A 17,618-nucleotide genomic window follows, 5' to 3' on the forward strand; every position below is an offset into this window, starting at 1 on the left:
CGCGCCCCGTGGGGGAGGGCACGGCGACCGCCGGTTCAGCGATGGAGAGCGTCGGTTACTCGACGACCTTCAGCAGCTTGTTGGGCGTGCCCTCGCTGGGATTGGTGATCTTGTCGGCCGTGGCGCCGTCGGTCAGCGCCGTGGCCACCTGCTCCGGGGTGGCGTCCTGGTGGGCGCCGAGGTAGACCGCCGCGGCGCCGACGACGTGCGGCGTCGCCATGGAGGTGCCGGAGATGGTCTTCGTACCCTCGTCGCTGTCGTTCCACGCCGAGGTGATGTCCGAGCCCGGGGCGTAGATGTCCACGATCTGGCCGAAGTTGGAGAACTCCGACTGCGCGTCGTCCTTGGTCGAGGAGGCCACGGTGATGGCTTCCTTGACGCGCGCCGGGGAGCCCTGGCTCGCGTCGGTGGACTCGTTGCCGGCCGCGACGGCGAAGGTGACACCGGAGGCGATCGCCTTGCGGACGGCCTCGTCGAGCGCCTCGTCGGCGCCGCCGCCGAGGCTCATGTTGGCGACGGACGGGCCCTGGTGGTTCTTGGTGACCCAGTCGATGCCCGCGACGACCTGTTCGGTGGTGCCTGAGCCGTTGTCGTCGAGGACGCGGACGGCGACGACCTTCGACTTCTTGGCGACGCCGTGGGCGGCACCGGCGATGGTGCCGGCGACATGGGTGCCGTGGCCGTTGCCGTCGTCGGCGGAGTCGTCGTTGTCGACGGCGTCGAAGCCGTGGGCCGCGCGACCCTCGAAGTCCTTGTGGGAGATGCGGACTCCGGTGTCGATGACGTACGCCGTGACACCCTCGCCCGCGCTGTCCGGGTAGGTGTACTTCTTGTCGCCGGCGGTGTCGGCCTGGTCGATCCGGTCCAGACCCCAGGACGGTGGGTTGTCCTGAGTCGCGTTGATCGAGAACTTCTTGTTCTGGACGACCTTGTCGACGGCCGGGTCGGCGGCGAGGCGCTTGGCCTCGGTCTCCGAAAGGCCGCTGGCGGAGAAGCCGTTGACGGCGGAGCTGTAGTTGCGCTGCAGCTTGCCGCCGTACTCCTTGGCCAGGTCCTGCTTGTCGGCCTTCTTGTCCAGCAGCACGATGTAGCTGCCCGCGACGGCACCTTCGGCGTTCGCGCCGTAGATGGTGCCCTGGGCAGGAGTCGCCGCTCCGGCGAAGGACGTGCTGAGTACGGTCACTCCTGCTGCGGCAGCCACGGCGGTTATCGCCGCGGTGAGCTTGATCCTGCTCGCGCGCTTGTGAGTTGCCATGAAGAGGGGTCTCCTCGTCATCATTTGTGGGGGGATTGGCCCGCGGACGGAAAATCTCCGGGGGCTGGTTCGAAACCCTGACCGATTGACGGGCTCAGATCAAGACCTTCATACAGCTGTGACTTAGACAACAAGGTTTCGTAATAAGAAATCGGCCAGGGTCGCACAAGTCGGACTTCACCCTCAACCCCCCATACATGTAAGGGGCTTCGATCCTTCTTGTCGGGGATCCGACCGGTCCGAAAGGAGGAGTGAACCGCCCAGCGGGGTCACCGGCGAGCAGGAGGAGAAGGCCTGAATGAGCCCATAGCTTCGAAGCGGGGACGACGGCGCCGCGCCGACGTCATGCTCAAGGGGACAGGGCTGTCATGGGAAACGCAGGAGGAAGACCGCGCGGAATCGCCGCGCGGGCCGGCGGCTGGAGTGCGCAGCACCGCTGGGCTGCCGTGGGAATCTGGGTGTTGTTCGTCCTTCTCACCACGGTTGCCGGTTCGGCCGTGGGCACGGTGGAGCTCAAGGACAGCGATCAGCTGAAGGGTGAGACGACCCAGGCGTCGCGGATCACGGAGGAGGCGGGCGTCGAGGAGCCGGCCGGCGAGACCGTGCTCGTCCAGGCCAAGGACGACACAACGAAGGCGACCGACCCTCAGTTCCGCAAGGCCGTCGACGCGGTGGTGAAGGCGGTCGGCGGCACCGGTGAAGTAACCGCGGTGACTTCTCCGTACGACACCAAGAGCATTTCCAAGGACGGGCGCAGTGCGCTCGTCCAATTCAATGTGCGCGGTGATCCAGAAACGGCGAGCGACCGGATCGAGCCGGTTCTGCAGGCCGTTGCCAAGGTCCAGGACGGGCACAAGGAGCTGCGGATCGAGGAGATCGGCAGCGCCAGCATGAACAAGACCTTCGACGACGCTTTCGGTGACGACTTCCAGCAGGCGGAGCTCTCGGCGGTGCCGGTCGCGCTCGGCATTCTGCTGATCGCCTTCGGCGCCCTGGTGGCTGCGCTGCTGCCGGTAGCTCTGGCGATCACCGCGATCGTGGCCACGATGGGACTGATGGGTGTCGTCAGCCATCTCCAGCCGATGAGCGATTCAGCAAGCTCTGTGATGCTGCTGGTGGGTCTGGCGGTCGGCGTCGACTACTGCCTCTTCTATCTGCGGCGTGAGCGCGAGGAGCGGGCCGCGGGGCGCGACCGGCAGACAGCGATGCAGATCGCCGCGGCGACCAGCGGGCGGGCCGTCATCGTCTCCGGCGTGACGGTGTGCGTGGCCATGGCCGGCATGCTCTTCACCGGGATCGGCGAGTTCGAGTCGATGGGCCTGGCCTCGCTGATCGTGGTGGCCGTGGCGATGGTCGGCTCGGTGACGGTGCTGCCGGCGCTGCTCTCGCTGCTCGGTGACCGGGTCGAGAAGGGCCGCATCCCCTTCCTCAACCGCTTGAAGCGCGGCGCCGACGGCACCGGCGGCACCGGCGGCGAGAGCCGCGTATGGACCTGGGTGCTCGGCGGCGTACTGAAGCGGCCCCTGGTGTCGCTGCTCGTCGCGGCGGGCGCGCTGGTGGCGATCGCGCTGCCCGCGGTCGGCATGAAGACCCAGAACTTCACGCTGGACCAGGAGTTCGGCGACTCGGTGCCGATCGTGGCGACGTACGAGCGGATCAACGAGGCGTTCCCCGGCGGGGCGGATCCCGCGGAGGTCATCGTCAAGGCGGACGACATCAACGCGGCGCCGGTACGGCAGGCGATCGCCGAATTCCGTAAGCAGGCGGTGAGTTCGGGCGCGTCCCGTGGCCCGGTCGAGGTCGTGACGCACGACGCGCAGAACCTCGCGTTCGTATACGTACCCCTGGTGGGCGGCTCCGACCAGGACAAGGCCGAGAAGAGCCTGGCCATCCTGCGCAACGACGTCCGGCCTGCCACCCTGGGCCAGATAGACGGACTTGAGGCGCCGATCAGCGGTCAGGTCGCGGGGTCGAAGGACTTCAACGACCAGCTCGGTGGGGCGGTGGCGCCGGTCTTCGCCTTCGTGGTGGTGTTCGCCTTCGTGCTGATGCTGCTGTCGTTCCGCTCGCTGACGATCGCGATCACGTCGATCGTGCTCAACCTGCTGTCGGTGGGGGCGGCTTACGGCATCCTGACGGCCGTCTTCCAGCACGGCTGGGGCGCGTCGGCGTTCGGCGCGGAGGGCGTGGGCGCGATCATCGCCTGGCTGCCGCTGTTCCTGTTCGTGATCCTGTTCGGGCTCTCGATGGACTATCACGTGTTCGTGGTGTCGCGGATCCGCGAGGCGAAGATGCAGGGGCGCGACACGCGGGACGCGATCACGCACGGAGTGGTGACGACGGCCGGTGTGGTGACGAGCGCGGCGGTCATCATGGTGGCGGTGTTCGCGATCTTCGGCACGCTGTCGATGCAGTCGATGAAGCAGATGGGCGTGGGTCTTGCGGCGGCGGTCCTGATCGACGCGACGATCATCCGCGGGGTGCTGCTCCCGGCGATCATGGCGCTGCTGGGCGAGCGCAACTGGTACTTCCCGAAGTGGCTGCGGTGGCTGCCGGATCTGACACACGACGAGCCGGCGGTTGGTCCGGCCTCGGTCGCGGCCGCGCGCCACGACGACGACAGGCCGGACCGGGTACGGGTCTAGCGGTTACGCACGGGGACGGGGCCCCTGGCTGGGGCTCCGCCCCAGACCCGCCCCCTATGCCCTGGCGGGCATGGGGGGGACCCCCAGTCCTCAATCGCCGGACGGGCTTGACTTCAGCCCGTCCGGCGATTGAGGACACGCCCGAAGGGCGTACCGGGTCTGCTCCGGACGGCCGAATTTCTGCGACAGGCGGCACATTCAAGCCCGTCCGGCGCTGAGGACAAGCAGTAACCTCAGCCCTGCCGGTCGCCGAGCTCCGCCTCGATCAGGTCCGCCGCACGCATCGTGCCCCCCTCCGACGCCATCCCGACGCCGATCTCCTTCAGTTTCCGCGCCACTTCGGGATCTCCCGTCAGCCCCAGCACCGCCTCCCGCAGCTCATCCGCCGTCGCCGTCTCCGAGTCGAGCCGACAGGCCACGCCCAGGCCGACGAGCATGTCGGCGTTGCCGAACTGGTCGACCGCCTGTGGGACCGCGACCATCGGGGTGGCCGTCGCCAGGCCCTCCTGGCTGCCGCCCGCGCCCGCGTGGGTGATGAAGGCGTCCGCCTGGCGCAGGATCGCCAGTTGCGGCACCCATCGGTGCACCTCGACATTGGCCGGAACCTCACCCAGCTCCGACTCGTCGACGTACCGGCCGATCTGCAGCACCACATGCCAGCCCGGCAGATCGCCGAACGCCTTCACGCACTCGCGGTAGAAGGCGGGTTGTTTGGTGAAGGCCGAGCCGAGCGAGACCAGCAGTACCTTGTCCGCACCGGCCGGTCGCTGCCACTCCCCCTGTTCCTTCAGGTCGCCCTGGCACGCGCCGACGAAGGAGTAGACGGACTCGTCGACCCGGTCGGCGTGCGGCTGAAGCGCCTTCGGGATCAGCACGATCGACCGCGCGGGCCGGCCGACGAAGGGGTCGGGATGGGTGTCGATGCCGTTCTCGGCGAGCCAGGCGCAAAAGCGCGCGTAGTACGCCTGGCCCCGCTCGGATGCCTTCAGCTCCGCGAACATCGGCCCTGCCACCTCCTCCTCGTACCCCTCCCAGGCAACGAGGTTCGGCGAGAGCGAGATCGCGGGTACGCCCCACCGGTGGGCGAGGACGACCGCCGGATACGAGGTGATGTCATGGATGACCAGATCCGGCTCGTCCCCCTCGAACGCCGCCGCCAGCTGCGGCAGCACCTGGATCGCGTCGTTCAGGAACGGCCCGATGTTGTCGATCAGTTCCGTACCCCACAGTTCCGGTTCGTCCTCCGTGGGGAGCGTGGAGGTGTAGATCACCGGCTCGGCGCCGGTCGCGGCGACCTTGTCGGCATAGGACGCGGGGATCGCGTAACTGAGGCGGTGCCCGCGGGCGACGAGCTCCCGGATGACCTCGATGCTGGGGTTCACATGCCCTGGAGCGGCGATGGAGAACATGGCGATATGGGCACGCTGGGGTTCGGTCATGCCGCAACCTTAAGCGAGACGATACGTCTCGTGCAACCTGATTCATTCACCCGATTCATACAGTGGTGAACGGCAACTCGCCCAGGCACTATGCCCGTTGGGAGTGACGCCCGCTCAGGCGGAGGTTCTGCGGCTGCTCGCCGAGCGGCAGCCGCTCGGCATGTCCGGCCTGGCGGCGCTGCTGGTCTGCGAGAGCGGCAGCAATCCCAGCAGGCTGGTGGACCGACTGGTCACCACGCGCGAACGCCTAGCGCTGATAGCGGGCCAGCACCAGATTCCCGTCCTTCACCAGCCGTTTCTCCAGCTCATCGGCGTCGATCGCGCCGCTGTAGTACTCCTGCAGCGCCGGCGTCGCCACCTTGTCCTTCCACTCCGGATAGCCGCGCACCGACTGCGCGGGCGCGGACCGCAGATCCCGCGCGAGCGCCGCGCCGGTGGCCCAGCCGTCCTTCTCGGTGTGCAGCGACGGGTCGGCCAGCGCCTGCGTACCGGTCGGCAGCATCCAGTCGCCCTTCGCCAGCCGCACCATGTTCTGCGGACCCAGCATGAAGTCGATGAACTGCGCCGCCTCCTTCTTGTACGGACTGTCCTCGGCGACCGAGAGAGTCTGCGGGCTTACTCCCTGGGCCGGGCCATCGGGTCCGGCCGGGGCGGGCAGCACCGTCCATTCGAAGCCCTCGGGCGCCTGCTGCACAATCTGCTGCCGGTACGAGAAGCCGAGCGGGACCATCGCGTACTTGCCGCCGAAGAAGCCGGGCAGGGTGTCCGAACCGCCCATGCCAAGGGTGCTGCGCGACGCGCTCTTGTCGGCGTTGACCTGGTCGTGGACGGTGCCGGGCACCACCCCGTCGCCGTCCGTGAATCTGATCGTGACCTTGCCGTCGTCGCCGCGGTGGAAGAGCTGACCGCCTGCCGACAGACCGAGATTGAGGGTGAGAGAGACCGGCTCCTTGAGCGGCCAGGCGACGCCGTACTTCCCCGGTCCCATCTTCTCCGTCAGAGCCTTGGTGACCTGCCGGAACTCCTCCCAGCTCCAGGGTTTCCCGGCGGTCGGGACGCGGATCCCGGAGGAGTCGAGGATCTTCTTGTTGGCGAACAGGACGCGCGGCTCCTGCAGGAAGGGAACGCCGTAGATCCCCTTGCCGAAGGTCGCCGTCTGCCAACTCCGCTGCGGGATGTCGGCCTTGAGGCGCTCGGGCAGCAGCTCGCTCAGATCGGCGAGATAGCCGCCGTACGCGAAGTCGGCGAGGTCGTCGGAGGCGTCATGGATGATGTCCGGCGCCTCGCCGCCCTCGAAGGAGGTCAGCAGCTGGTCATGGACGCTGTCCCAGCTGCCCTGGACGTACTGGACCTGGATGTCGGGGTGGCTCGCGTTCCACTCCTTCACCAGCTCCTTGTTGGCGTCGACGGACTCCTTCTGCCAGGCCAGGGACTGGAAGCGGAGCGTGATCTTCCCGTCGGCGCCGGAGCCGTCGCCGTCCGTGCAGCCGGTCAGCAGCAGCGCGAGGGCGGCGGTGAGTGCCGTCAGCAGTCGTGCGCGCATCATGACTTCACCGCCCCTGCCAGCATCCCGCCCGTGATCCGTTTCTGGATGATCGCGAAGATGACGAGCGAGGGGAGCGTCGCGAGGAACGCGGCCGCGGCGAGCGGGCCCAGGTCGGCGGCGCCCTCCGCACCGAGGAAGTGTGTGAGGACGACCGGCAAGGTCTGCTTCTCCGGGGTCTTGAGTAGGACGAGCGCGAAGAAGAACTCGTTCCATGCGGTGATGAAGGCGAAGAGCGCGGTGGCGACGATGCCGGGCGCGAGCAGCGGTGCGGTGACCGAGACGAGCGTGCGGAGCCTGCCCGCGCCGTCGACGGCCGCGGCCTCCTCCAGTTCGCGCGGCACGGCCCGTACGTATCCGACCAGCATCCAGAGCGCGAACGGCAGCGCCCACACGACGTACACCATGATCAGTCCGAACAGGGTGTTGATCAGATGCAGGTTCTTCAGGATCAGGAACAGCGGAATGATCACCAGGACGAACGGGAACGCCTGGCTGACCACGACCCAGCCGGTGGCGGCGGTGGAGAGCTTGCTGCGGTGACGGGCCATTACGTACGCCATGGGCGTGGCGATCACCACGGCGATCAGGGCTGCGGCGAGCGCCGCGATCAGGCTGTTGGCGGCGGCCTGGAGGAGGGGCTGTTCGTCGAAGGCCTGCCGGAAGTTGTCGAGGGTCGGGTCCTCGGGGATCCAGGTGGGGTGCAGGGAGCCCAGTTCGCGCGGTGGCTTGAAGGCGGTGGAGATCAGCCACAGGAAGGGGAACGCGAGGAAAACGAGGTAGCACAGGAGCGCGAGGTACTGGCCGGCGCGGCCGGACCTGCTGGTGCGCAGTGCCGTCACTTTTCATCGCCTCCCTTGAGCCGTCCTACGAGATAGAGGGCGAGCATCACCGAGATCACCGCGACCATGACGCAGCCCATCGCGGCGGCGTACCCGAACTGGCCGTAGCGGAAGGCCTCTTCGTAGGCGAAGAGCATGGGGAGGCGGGTGCGTCCGCCGGGGCCGCCGTTGGTGAGCACGTACACCAGGGCGAAGGAGTTGAAATTCCAGATGAAGTTGAGCGCGGTGATGGCGAGCGCGACGGGCTTGAGGGCGGGCCAGGTGACGGTGCGGAACCGGCGCCAGGCACCCGCGCCGTCGAGGGCCGCGGCTTCGTGGAGTTCGTACGGCGTGTTCTGGAGCCCGGCGAGGAGCGCGACGGTGGTCTGCGGCATGCCGGCCCAGATGCCGACGACGATCACGGCGGGCAGCGCGGTGGCGAGGCCGGTCAGCCAGTCCCTGCCGTCTCCGAGGCCCAGGTCGCGGATGGTCTCGTTGAGGATGCCCGCGTCGGGGTTGTAGACGAGCCGCCACATGATGGCGACGACGACCTCGGGCATGGCCCAGGGAATGATCGCGAGGGCGCGCGTCAGCCAGCGGAAGCGGAGGTTCTGGTTGAGCAGCAGAGCGAGGCCGAGGGCGAGCACGAACTGCGGGACACTCACGCCGACGGCCCAGAGCAGGCCGATGCGGAAGGAGTCCCAGAAGAGCGTGTCGTGCGCCAGGTCCTGGAAGTTGAGCGTCCCGATCCACTCGGTGGGCTCGGTGCGGCCGGCCTGGGAATCGGTGAAGGCCAGCGAGATGCCGTAGAGCAGCGGCCCGACGCTGAGCACCAGGATCGGTATCAGGGCAGGCAGTACGAGGAACCAGGCCCCGTGGTCCAGGTGTCTGACGGGCCGCGGCTTGCCGGGCCGCGGCCTGCTGGGCCCCGGCTCTCCGGACCGCGGCGCTGCGCTCGCCAATGTCACGGATTCGACTCCTTCGGGCGGCTCGACCTGGTCCGGCCGCCCCGGCGGCCCCCGTCATCGTGCTGACGGTCCGTCGGTTCGTCAAGGCAGCCTGCACGGATGCGAGACTTTGCGCCCATGGACGAGACACGGGCACGCGAGGTACTGACGGCCGCGGGGCTCCCCGCCGACGCGTCGCTGCTGGCGCTCGGTGAGAACGCGGTGTTCGTGGCGGGCGATGTGGTCGTCAAGGTCGGCCGGGACGCGGAGCTGCTGGCGCGGGCGGAGCGCGAACTGGCCGTCGGGGCGTGGCTGTCGGAGGCGGGCGTGCCCGCGGTCCGGCCGGCCGAGCCGAAGGCCCGCCTGGTGGAGGGCCATCCGGTGACGGTCTGGCACCGGCTGCCGGCTGCGGTGCGTCCGGCCGAGCCCGCGGATCTGGCGCGGCTGCTGCGCCTGATCCATGCGCTGCCCTCGCCGTCGTTCGCCCTGCCGCGGCGGGAGTTGCTCGGCGGCGTCGAGCGCTGGCTGCGGCTGGCGGGCGACGCGATCGACCCGGCGGACGCGGCGTACCTGCGCGAGCGCCGCGACGGTTTCGCCGCGGCGGCGTCCGCGCTGACTCCCCACCTGCCTCCGGGCCCGATCCACGGCGACGCGCTCCCGCGCAACGTCCATGTGGGACCGGACGGCCCGGTCCTGGTGGACCTGGAGACGTTCTCGGGGGACCTGCGCGAACACGACCTGGTGGTCATGGCGCTGTCCCTCGACCGGTACGGCCTGGCGCCCGAGGCGTACGAGTCCTTCACCGCGGAGTACGGCTGGGACGTGCGCGAGTGGGAAGGCTGCGACGTCCTGCGCGGCGCACGCGAAACGGCGAGCTGCGCATGGGTGGCGCAGCATGCCCCGGCAAATCCGAAGGCGCGCGAGGAGTTCGCCCGCCGGGTCGCCTCCCTGCGCCAGGACGCGCGCGGGGTCCGCTGGTACGCGTTCTGACCGGGGCTCAGCTGGTTTTCGTTCTGACCCGAGCTCAGCTGGTACGCGTTCTGACCCGGGCTCAGCCCGTCGTCGGCACCAGTTCCCGCAACGGCCAGGACGCGTCCACCACCGCCTCGGGGCTGCCCTTCTTCCGCAGGAAGCGCTGGAAGTCCGCCGCCCACTCCGCGTACCAGTCGATCTGACGCTCATGCAGCTCAGCCGGTGTCAGCGCGGCCACCGGAGCATGGCGTTCCGCTATGGCGCAGGCCACCCGAACCGCCGCCAGAGCGTCTGCCGACGCATCGTGGGCCGCGTCCAGGATCACGCCGTACTCGACGCAGACCGCCTCCAGCGTGCGCTTGCCCTTTCGATAGCGGTCGACCGCGCGGTCGATGGTGTACGGATCGATCACTGGGCCGATCGGGCGTCCGGCCAGCCGGTCGCTCAGTGAGGGCAGGCCGTGGCGCTGCAACTCGGCCGTGAGCAGCGTCAGATCGAATGCCGCGTTGTACGCGACGACCGGCACGCTCTCCGCCCAGTACCCCGTCAGCGTCTCCGCGATCTCGTCCGCCACCTCGCGCGCCGGACGTCCCTCCGCCGTCGCCCGTTCGCTGCTGATGCCGTGGATCGCCGACGCCTGCGCGGGGATGCGGATCCCGGGGTCCGCCAGCCACCCCCGCCGCCGCACGGGCTCCCCCGCCCGGACCCCGACGATCGCGGCCGTCACGATCCGCGCCTCCAGCGGCTCCGTGCCCGTCGTCTCCAGATCGAAGCCGACCAGCGGTTCCCCGTGCCAAGCCATCGTGGCCCTCCTTCGTGGTGCGGTGGTGCTTTCCCCCAGTGGGTACTCACCCTCCCACGCGCCACTGACAACTCAGGAGACGGGACGTGAGTCCGCCCATACGGACTCGAACTCCTCACGGTATGTCTGAAAGAGTCCGTTCTCACTGTCGTGCCCCGCACGCACGACCGCCCGCCCGCCGCCCCGCAGCACCAGCACCGGCGCCTCCATGCCCCGTGCCCTGCGCAGATAGGACTGAACGACGGCCAGACCGTCGGGACCGTCGCCGTCGACCAGATAGGCCGTGAAGCGGGGGGTCTCGTCGAAGACCTGGATCTCGAACGCTCCCGGGTCGCGCAGACGGGAGCGTACGCGGCGCATATGAAGGATGTTCATCTCCACTGTGCGGCTCAACTCCCCCTTCTTGAGGCCCAGTTCGCGCTCCCTGCGCTTGACCGCACTGCTCGCCGGGTTCAGGAAGACAAGGCGGACCCGGCAGCCCGATTCGGCCAGCCGGACCAGGCGGCGTCCGGAGAAGTTCTGGACCAGGAGGTTCAGGCCTATGCCGATCGCGTCGAGGCGGCGCGCGCCGCCGAAGAGGTCTTCGGCCGGGAGCTGGCGCTGCAGCCGGACCCGGTCGGGGTGGACGGAGACCACGTCCGCGTAGCGGTCGCCGACGAGATCCTCGACCGCGTCGACCGGCAGGCGGTCGGCGGAGGGGACACCCGCGCCGCTGTCGAGTATCTCCAGCAGACGGGCGGAGGCGCGCTCGGCCTGGGCGAGGACCGCCTCGTTCAGCGCCCGGTTGCGCGATACGACATTGCGCGCGACCTCCAGCTCGTCCAGCGCCAGCTCGACGTCGCGCCGGTCGTCGAAGTAAGGCTCGAAGCAGGGCCAGTGCTGGACCATCAGTTCGCGCAGCTGAGGAAGGGTGAGGAAAGACAGGACATTGTCGTCCGCCGGATCGAGGAGATAGCCCTTGCGGCGGGAGACCTCCCGCACCGCGACCGCGCGCTGCACCCACTCCTGCCCCGCGGGCCCGGCCGCGGCCACCACCCAGTCGTCGCCGTGCACGGGCTCGTAGATGGGGCGCAGTACGGCTGCCACCACGGCCCGCAGCCGCTGCTCCACGAGGTTCAGCCAGATGTAGGCCCGCCCGGCACGCTGGGCGCGCGTACGCACTTCGCTCCAGGCGTCCGCGCCCCAGTCCAGTTCCGCCCCGATCTCCATCGGTCTGGCGAGGGAGACCGCTCCGGGCGGGACGTCGGTGGAGTCCCCCTCGTGACCTGCGTCACCGGGGGGAAGCTCCAGCCCTCCCGAGCTCACCCGCGCACCGCCTTCCCAGACCCCTTCAACGATCAAGGAAGACTACTCCGCCTGCGGGACACGGTGCAGCCGGATCGGCAGTGTACTTTCCCAACTCCCTTGTCAAATATGGCCGTTCTGCCAGGCAAGATCTGCCGTAGTGAGCGGATTCATAGCGGTTGCGTCCCGGGGCGACACAACGAACCCGATGTTGACCGCGTCGTCCACCGCCGTCGGGGCCCCTCACCGGCGATACTTTCGGGGAGGATCTGGGCCAAGTGCCCCCCAGCACCCGGAACAGAAGTGGAAGAGTCATATCTATGCAGGTCTGGCCGGGACAGGCGTATCCCCTCGGTGCCACGTACGACGGCGCCGGCACCAACTTCGCGGTGTACTCCGAAGCCGCCCGACGCATTGAGCTGTGCCTGTTGCACGACGACGGCTCCGAGACCGCGGTGGAGCTCCGCGAGACCGACGCGTTCGTACGGCACGCGTATCTGCCGGGCGTGATGCCGGGTCAGCGGTACGGATTCAGGGTCCACGGTCCGTACGCGCCCGAGCGCGGGCAGCGCTGCAACTCCGCGAAGCTGCTCCTCGATCCGTACGCACGTGCGATCAGCGGCAGCATCGACTGGGGCGAGACCGTGTACGGCTACCACTTCGGCAAGCCGGACTCCCGCAACGACCTCGACTCGGCGCCGCACACGATGACATCGGTCGTGGTCAACCCGTACTTCGACTGGGGCGACGACCGGCCGCCGCGTATCGACTACCACCGGACGGTGATCTACGAGGCCCATGTGAAGGGCCTCACGATGCTGCATCCGGAGCTGCCGCCGGAGCTGCGCGGTACGTACGCCGGGCTCGCGCATCCCGCGGTGATCTCGCATCTGACGGAACTGGGCGTCACGACGCTCGAATTGATGCCGGTGCACCAGTTCGTCAACGACCACCGGCTGGTGGACGCGAAGCTGAACAACTACTGGGGCTACAACACCATCGGGTTCTTCGCGCCGCACAACGCCTACGCCTCCTGGGGCGACCGGGGCGAGCAGGTGCTGGAGTTCAAGCAGGCGGTGCGGGCGCTGCACCAGGCGGGCATCGAGGTCATCCTCGACGTCGTCTACAACCACACTGCGGAGGGCAATCACCTCGGCCCCACCCTCTCCTTCCGGGGCCTGGACAACGCCTCGTACTACCGGCTGTCCGACGATCCGCGCTACTACACCGACACGACGGGGACCGGAAATTCGCTGCTGATGCGCAGCCCCCATGTGCTCCAGCTGATCATGGACTCGCTGCGCTACTGGGTGACCGAGATGCATGTCGACGGCTTCCGCTTCGACCTCGCGGCGACGCTGGCCCGGCAGTTCCACGAGGTGGACCGGCTGTCGTCGTTCTTCGACCTGGTGCAGCAGGATCCGGTGGTCAGCCAGGTGAAGCTGATCGCCGAGCCGTGGGACGTGGGCGAGGGCGGCTATCAGGTGGGGAACTTCCCGCCGCTGTGGACCGAGTGGAACGGCATGTACCGGGACTGTGTACGGGACCTGTGGCGGGGCGAGCCGCGGACACTGGCGGAGTTCGCCTCCCGGCTGACGGGCTCGTCCGATCTCTACCAGGACGACGGGCGGCGGCCGCTGGCCTCCATCAACTTCACGACCTGCCACGACGGGTTCACCCTGCACGATCTGGTCTCGTACAACGAGAAGCGCAACGAGGCGAACGGCGAGGGCAACCGCGACGGCGAGAGCCACAACCGGTCGTGGAACTGCGGGGTCGAGGGCGATACGAACGACCCCGAGGTGCTGGATCTGCGCGAGCGGCAGATGCGCAACTTCATCGCGACGCTGATGCTCTCGCAGGGTGTGCCGATGCTCAGCCACGGCGACGAGTTCGCGCGTACGCAGGGCGGCAACAACAACGCGTACTGCCAGGACAACGAGGTTTCCTGGGTGCGCTGGCCGGAGCCAGGCACGGACCAGGACGGCACGCTGCTGGCCTTCACCCGGGCGATGGTGTGGCTGCGGCGGGACCATCCGGTGTTCCGGCGGCGCAGGTTCTTCCACGGGCGGCCGGTGGAGGGGACGCACGACGAGCTGTCCGACATCGCGTGGTTCACCCCCGAGGGCGAGGAGATGGTCCAGCGGGACTGGCAGGCGGTGCATGCGAAGGCGCTGTCGGTGTTCCTGAACGGCCACGCGATCTCGGAGCCGGGACCGCGCGGCGAGCGGATCGCCGACGACTCGTTCCTGCTGATGTTCAACGCGAGCGCCGAGGATCTGGACTTCGCGGTGCCGGTGAACCACGGAAGGCAGTGGCAGGTGGTCGTGGACACGGCACGCAAGGAGGGAGTCCCGCCGGGCGAGGGCCCGAAGGTGGCGGCCGGGGAGCGGGTGCGGCTGGTGGGGCGGAGCCTGACGGTGCTGCGGCGGCCCGCGTAGCCGCCGACGCCGCAAGGGCCGGCCGAGCCCGACGTCGTGGGCCGCCGGGCTCCGCGAGGGTGCTCGTCAGGGTGAGAGCCGGCGCTTCGCGGTAGGTGCGGACCATGAGGGGCAACGGGCGAACGTAGCCCGATCGGCCGATACCGGCGCATGGGCCGATGACACAGAAGCGCTCAAGGTGGGTACGTACGTTCGCATGACGCCCACCGCCACATACCGGCTGCAGATCCAGCCGGACTTCCCGTTCTCGGCCGCCGCGGAAGCCGTGCCGTACCTCGCCGAGCTCGGCGTCTCGCATCTTCATCTGTCGCCGGTGCTCGAGGCGGTCCCCGGGTCGACGCACGGCTACGACGTCGTCGACCCCGCGCGGGTGCGGGAGGAGCTCGGCGGCGAGGCGGGCCTGCGGGAGCTGTCCCGTACGGCGCGCGATCACGGCCTCGGACTGGTCCTGGACATCGTCCCGAACCATATGGCGGCGGTGCCGCGCCACAACCGGGCCCTGTGGGAGGTGCTGCGCGAGGGTCCCCTGTCGCCGTACGCCCGCTGGTTCGACATCGACTGGGAGGCGGGCGGCGGGAAGGTGCTGCTGCCGGTGCTCGCGGGCCGCATCGGGGACGAGCTGGGCGCGATGCGGGTCGAGGGGGACGTGCTGCACTACGGCGAGCAGCGCTTCCCGCTGCGCGAGTCCACCGCGAAGCTGCCGCTGCCCGAGCTGCTGGACGCGCAGTGGTACCGGCTGGGCTGGTGGCGGCTTGCCCGTACCGAGCTCAACTACCGGCGGTTCTTCACCATTTCGGATCTGATCGGGGTACGGGTGGAGGACCCGGAGGTCTTCGACGCCACCCACGGAAAGATCATTGAACTGGTGCGGGACGGGGTCGTCGACGGCCTGCGCATCGACCACCCGGACGGGCTCGCCGACCCCGAGGCGTATCTGCGGCGGCTCGACGAGGCGACGGGCGGGGCATGCTGGACGGTCGTCGAGAAGATCCTCACCGGGGACGAGCGCCTGCCGGCCGACTGGCCGGTTGCGGGGACGACGGGGTACGACGCGCTGCGGCAGGTGGACGGGCTGTTCACCGATCCGGCGGGCGCGGCGGAACTTGTCGGTCAGTACCGGGAGTTCGCGGGCCCGGCGAGTGACCGTGGCGGCTACTGGGAGGCGACGGCGCGCCGCGCCGCGTACAAGGTGGTCACGCATGAGCTGGCCGCCGAGACCGCGGCGCTTACCCGCCTGGCGGAGCGGATCTGCGCGGCGGATCCCGCGCTGCGCGACCACGCCCCCTGGGCGCTGCGGGTGGCGGTCCGCGAGCTGCTGGTGCGGGTGCCCGTCTACCGCCCGTACCGCATCGGCGGCGAGGAGGCGCTGCCGGTGGAGGCGGCGGCCGCGGCGAAGGGGGCCTTCACGGTGGCCGAGGAGGCCGCGGCCGTCGACGTGGTGCGGGACCTGGCGCTCGGGCGGCTCGGCGAGGGGCCCGACCACGCGGCGTTCCGTGCGCGCTTCGCCCAGACGTCGTCCGCGCTGCGCGCCAAGTCCGTTGAGGACACGGCATTTTACCGCTACGCGCCGCTGATCTCGGCGAACGAGGTGGGCGGGGACCCGGGGCGGCCGGCGGTGGATCCCGAGGACTTCCATGCGTACTGCGCACGGCTCGCGCGCGACTGGCCCGCCACCGGCACCGTGCTGACCACGCACGACACCAAACGCAGCGCGGATGTACGGGCCAGGATCGCGGTGCTTTCCGAGTGCCCCGAACGCTGGGCCGACTTCCTGCGGCGCATCACGGAAGAGGCGACCCGCCTCGAGGGCGGCCGCGCGCCCGATCCGCATCTGGCGTGGGTGACCTGGCAGACCGCTGTCGGGTTCGGCATCCCGAACCACGACAGGCTGGAGACGGCACTGCTGAAGGCCGTGCGGGAAGCGGGGCTGCACACCAGCTGGACGGAGCCGGACCAGGCGTACGAGCGAGCAGTCACCGCGTTCGTGGACGCGGGGCCGGCGGGCCCGCCGCTGTACTCGGCTGCGCTCTTCGCCCGCGAGCTGGATCCGTATGTACGCGCCAACGCGCTGGGCGCGGCGCTGGTGCAGCTGACGATGCCGGGGGTGCCTGATGTGTACCAGGGCACGGAGCGCCAGTACTTGGCCCTGGTGGACCCGGACAACCGTGGGCCCTTCCGCCAGGGCCCGCCGGACGAGAAGACGGCGGTCACGCAGGCGGCGCTGCGGCTTCGGCGGGAGCGGCCGGAGGTCTTCGGCGAGTCGGGGACATACACACCGCTGACCGCGAGCGGCCCCGCGGCCGGCCACTGCCTGGCGTTCTGCCGCACGGGCGAGGTGGTCACGGCGGTCACCCGGCTGTCGCTGCGACTGTCGGAGACAGGCGGCTGGGCGGGTACGGAGCTGACGCTGCCGGGGGGCAGATGGGCGGATCTGCTCGCGCCGGAACGGGAGTTCGGGGGCGGGCCTGTGCCGGTGGCAGAACTGTTCGCGGACCGCCCGGTGGCGCTGCTGAGCCGCGCGGCGGTACGGGAGGGGTCGGCGGCGAGCGAGTGAACAGCCGGTCGCGACGGGGCGGGTCGTGACGGGCGGGTCGTCGGCGGTCGTGTCTGCCGTGCCGGGCACCCGCCGTGGCACGGTGCCGCCGCGCCGACTGCGGTCCCGCGCGGTCGGACTGGCCTCAAGCCGGCTTCAGCGCGCGGTGAGACGGAAACTCATCCGGCCGAAGCCCACCATGTCCCCGTCGTGCACGACGACCGAGTCGGTGACCCGCCGCCCGTTGACAGTCGTGCCGTTGGTCGAGCCGAGGTCGCGCAGGATCCACAGGCTGCCCTGCCTGCTCAGTTCGGCGTGCAGTCGCGAGACCGTGTCATGGCTGAGCCGCAGTCCGTTGGCCGGGTCACGACCTATCCGCAGGGGGTACGGGCCGGGTTCGGGCAGCAGAAGCGGCGGCAGTTTCTCGGCCTGCCAGGCCCTGCGCAGCCGTACGGAGAAAGCGGACACGCGGCCCACCGCGGCGTACAGCCGCCGCGACCAGCGGCCCTCGGTGGCGAGGTCGGCGGTGAGCGCCTGGAGTTCGTCGGGCCGGCGGGCGACCAGGGCGAGTTCCATGCGCCGCATGAAGGTGTCGTGCGACAACTTGCCCTGAGCCGCGCCCTCTCTGAGCACACCGAGGACACGGTCGCGCTCGGCATCCGAGAGCCGAGCGGGATACGTGTGGAACTCGTAGGAGGACGTCACATACGAGATTGTCGGGCCGAAGACCCCGGGGTGTCCAGATGAAGCGGCTTTCCCGAACACGGTCGGGACATTGCTGACCTGCGCGGAAGCTTTCGTGCCTGTGGGCGGCCGCTACTGTCGGGCCGCAGTCGATCATTTCTGGGGGATGGAATGGGGGACGGAAAAAGCGCTGGACGGCTCCCTACCCGGCCGTCTAGCGTGATCGCGACGCCACGGACCGACGGAAGGAGG

At 69.5% G+C, this 17,618-nt stretch carries 12 protein-coding genes; 4 read left to right on the forward strand and 8 right to left on the reverse strand.

The genetic code is table 11. The annotated features are described in order from the left end of the window. Positions 1-55: 55 nt before the first annotated feature. Complete coding sequence (locus QFZ67_RS08445) at positions 56-1,255, reverse strand: S8 family peptidase (RefSeq protein ID WP_307660479.1); 1,200 nt, start codon at positions 1,253-1,255, stop codon at positions 56-58. Positions 1,256-1,623: 368 nt separating this feature from the next. Here QFZ67_RS08445 and QFZ67_RS08450 point away from each other — a divergent pair, with 368 nt between their 5' ends. Continuing rightward, positions 1,624-3,900, forward strand: coding sequence for an MMPL family transporter (locus tag QFZ67_RS08450; protein WP_307660480.1), 2,277 nt, complete (start codon positions 1,624-1,626; stop codon positions 3,898-3,900). A gap of 233 nt (positions 3,901-4,133) precedes the next feature. On the opposite strand, the gene mgt is transcribed toward QFZ67_RS08450, so the two are convergent. The 4 genes from mgt to QFZ67_RS08470 all read right to left on the reverse strand — a co-directional run bounded on the left by mgt (position 4,134) and on the right by QFZ67_RS08470 (position 8,665). Then, positions 4,134-5,339 (reverse strand): macrolide-inactivating glycosyltransferase, encoded by a 1,206-nt coding sequence (gene mgt / locus QFZ67_RS08455; RefSeq protein WP_307660481.1) that lies wholly within the window; start codon positions 5,337-5,339, stop codon positions 4,134-4,136. Positions 5,340-5,586: 247 nt separating this feature from the next. Next, positions 5,587-6,882, reverse strand: a complete 1,296-nt coding sequence (locus tag QFZ67_RS08460) for an ABC transporter substrate-binding protein (RefSeq protein WP_307665770.1) — start codon at positions 6,880-6,882, stop codon at positions 5,587-5,589. Next, positions 6,882-7,724: a carbohydrate ABC transporter permease gene (locus QFZ67_RS08465; protein WP_307660482.1), complete on the reverse strand. Its 843-nt coding sequence runs from the start codon at positions 7,722-7,724 to the stop codon at positions 6,882-6,884. Before QFZ67_RS08465 ends, QFZ67_RS08460 begins: the two co-directional genes overlap by 1 nt. Continuing rightward, positions 7,721-8,665 carry a carbohydrate ABC transporter permease gene (locus QFZ67_RS08470; RefSeq protein ID WP_373430213.1) on the reverse strand — a complete coding sequence of 315 codons (945 nt, stop codon included), beginning with the start codon at positions 8,663-8,665 and terminating at the stop codon, positions 7,721-7,723. Before QFZ67_RS08470 ends, QFZ67_RS08465 begins: the two co-directional genes overlap by 4 nt. Before the next feature lie 123 nt (positions 8,666-8,788). On the opposite strand from QFZ67_RS08470, the gene QFZ67_RS08475 reads away from it, so the two are divergent. After that, on the forward strand, positions 8,789-9,640 hold the full coding sequence (locus tag QFZ67_RS08475) for a phosphotransferase enzyme family protein (RefSeq protein WP_307660483.1): 852 nt from the start codon (positions 8,789-8,791) through the stop codon (positions 9,638-9,640). Positions 9,641-9,701: 61 nt separating this feature from the next. Here QFZ67_RS08475 and QFZ67_RS08480 read toward each other — a convergent pair whose 3' ends face one another. Both QFZ67_RS08480 and QFZ67_RS08485 read right to left on the reverse strand, forming a co-directional pair. After that, on the reverse strand, positions 9,702-10,424 hold the full coding sequence (locus QFZ67_RS08480) for a 3'-5' exonuclease (protein WP_307660484.1): 723 nt from the start codon (positions 10,422-10,424) through the stop codon (positions 9,702-9,704). Between the two features lie 72 nt (positions 10,425-10,496). After that, complete coding sequence (locus QFZ67_RS08485) at positions 10,497-11,729, reverse strand: SAV2148 family HEPN domain-containing protein (RefSeq protein WP_307660485.1); 1,233 nt, start codon at positions 11,727-11,729, stop codon at positions 10,497-10,499. Positions 11,730-12,028: 299 nt separating this feature from the next. On the opposite strand from QFZ67_RS08485, the gene glgX reads away from it, so the two are divergent. Together glgX and treY are read left to right on the forward strand one after the other, a co-directional pair. Next, positions 12,029-14,149 (forward strand): glycogen debranching protein GlgX, encoded by a 2,121-nt coding sequence (gene glgX, locus QFZ67_RS08490; protein ID WP_307660486.1) that lies wholly within the window; start codon positions 12,029-12,031, stop codon positions 14,147-14,149. 196 nt (positions 14,150-14,345) lie between these two features. Continuing rightward, a complete protein-coding gene (gene treY / locus QFZ67_RS08495; protein WP_307660487.1) occupies positions 14,346-16,703 on the forward strand; it encodes a malto-oligosyltrehalose synthase in 2,358 nt (785 codons plus the stop codon). A gap of 135 nt (positions 16,704-16,838) precedes the next feature. Here treY and QFZ67_RS08500 read toward each other — a convergent pair whose 3' ends face one another. Continuing rightward, on the reverse strand, positions 16,839-17,387 hold the full coding sequence (locus tag QFZ67_RS08500) for a DUF1707 and FHA domain-containing protein (RefSeq protein WP_307660488.1): 549 nt from the start codon (positions 17,385-17,387) through the stop codon (positions 16,839-16,841). Positions 17,388-17,618 lie beyond the last annotated feature (231 nt).

Source organism: Streptomyces sp. V1I1 (assembly GCF_030817355.1).
Taxonomy (GTDB): Bacteria; Actinomycetota; Actinomycetes; order Streptomycetales; family Streptomycetaceae; genus Streptomyces.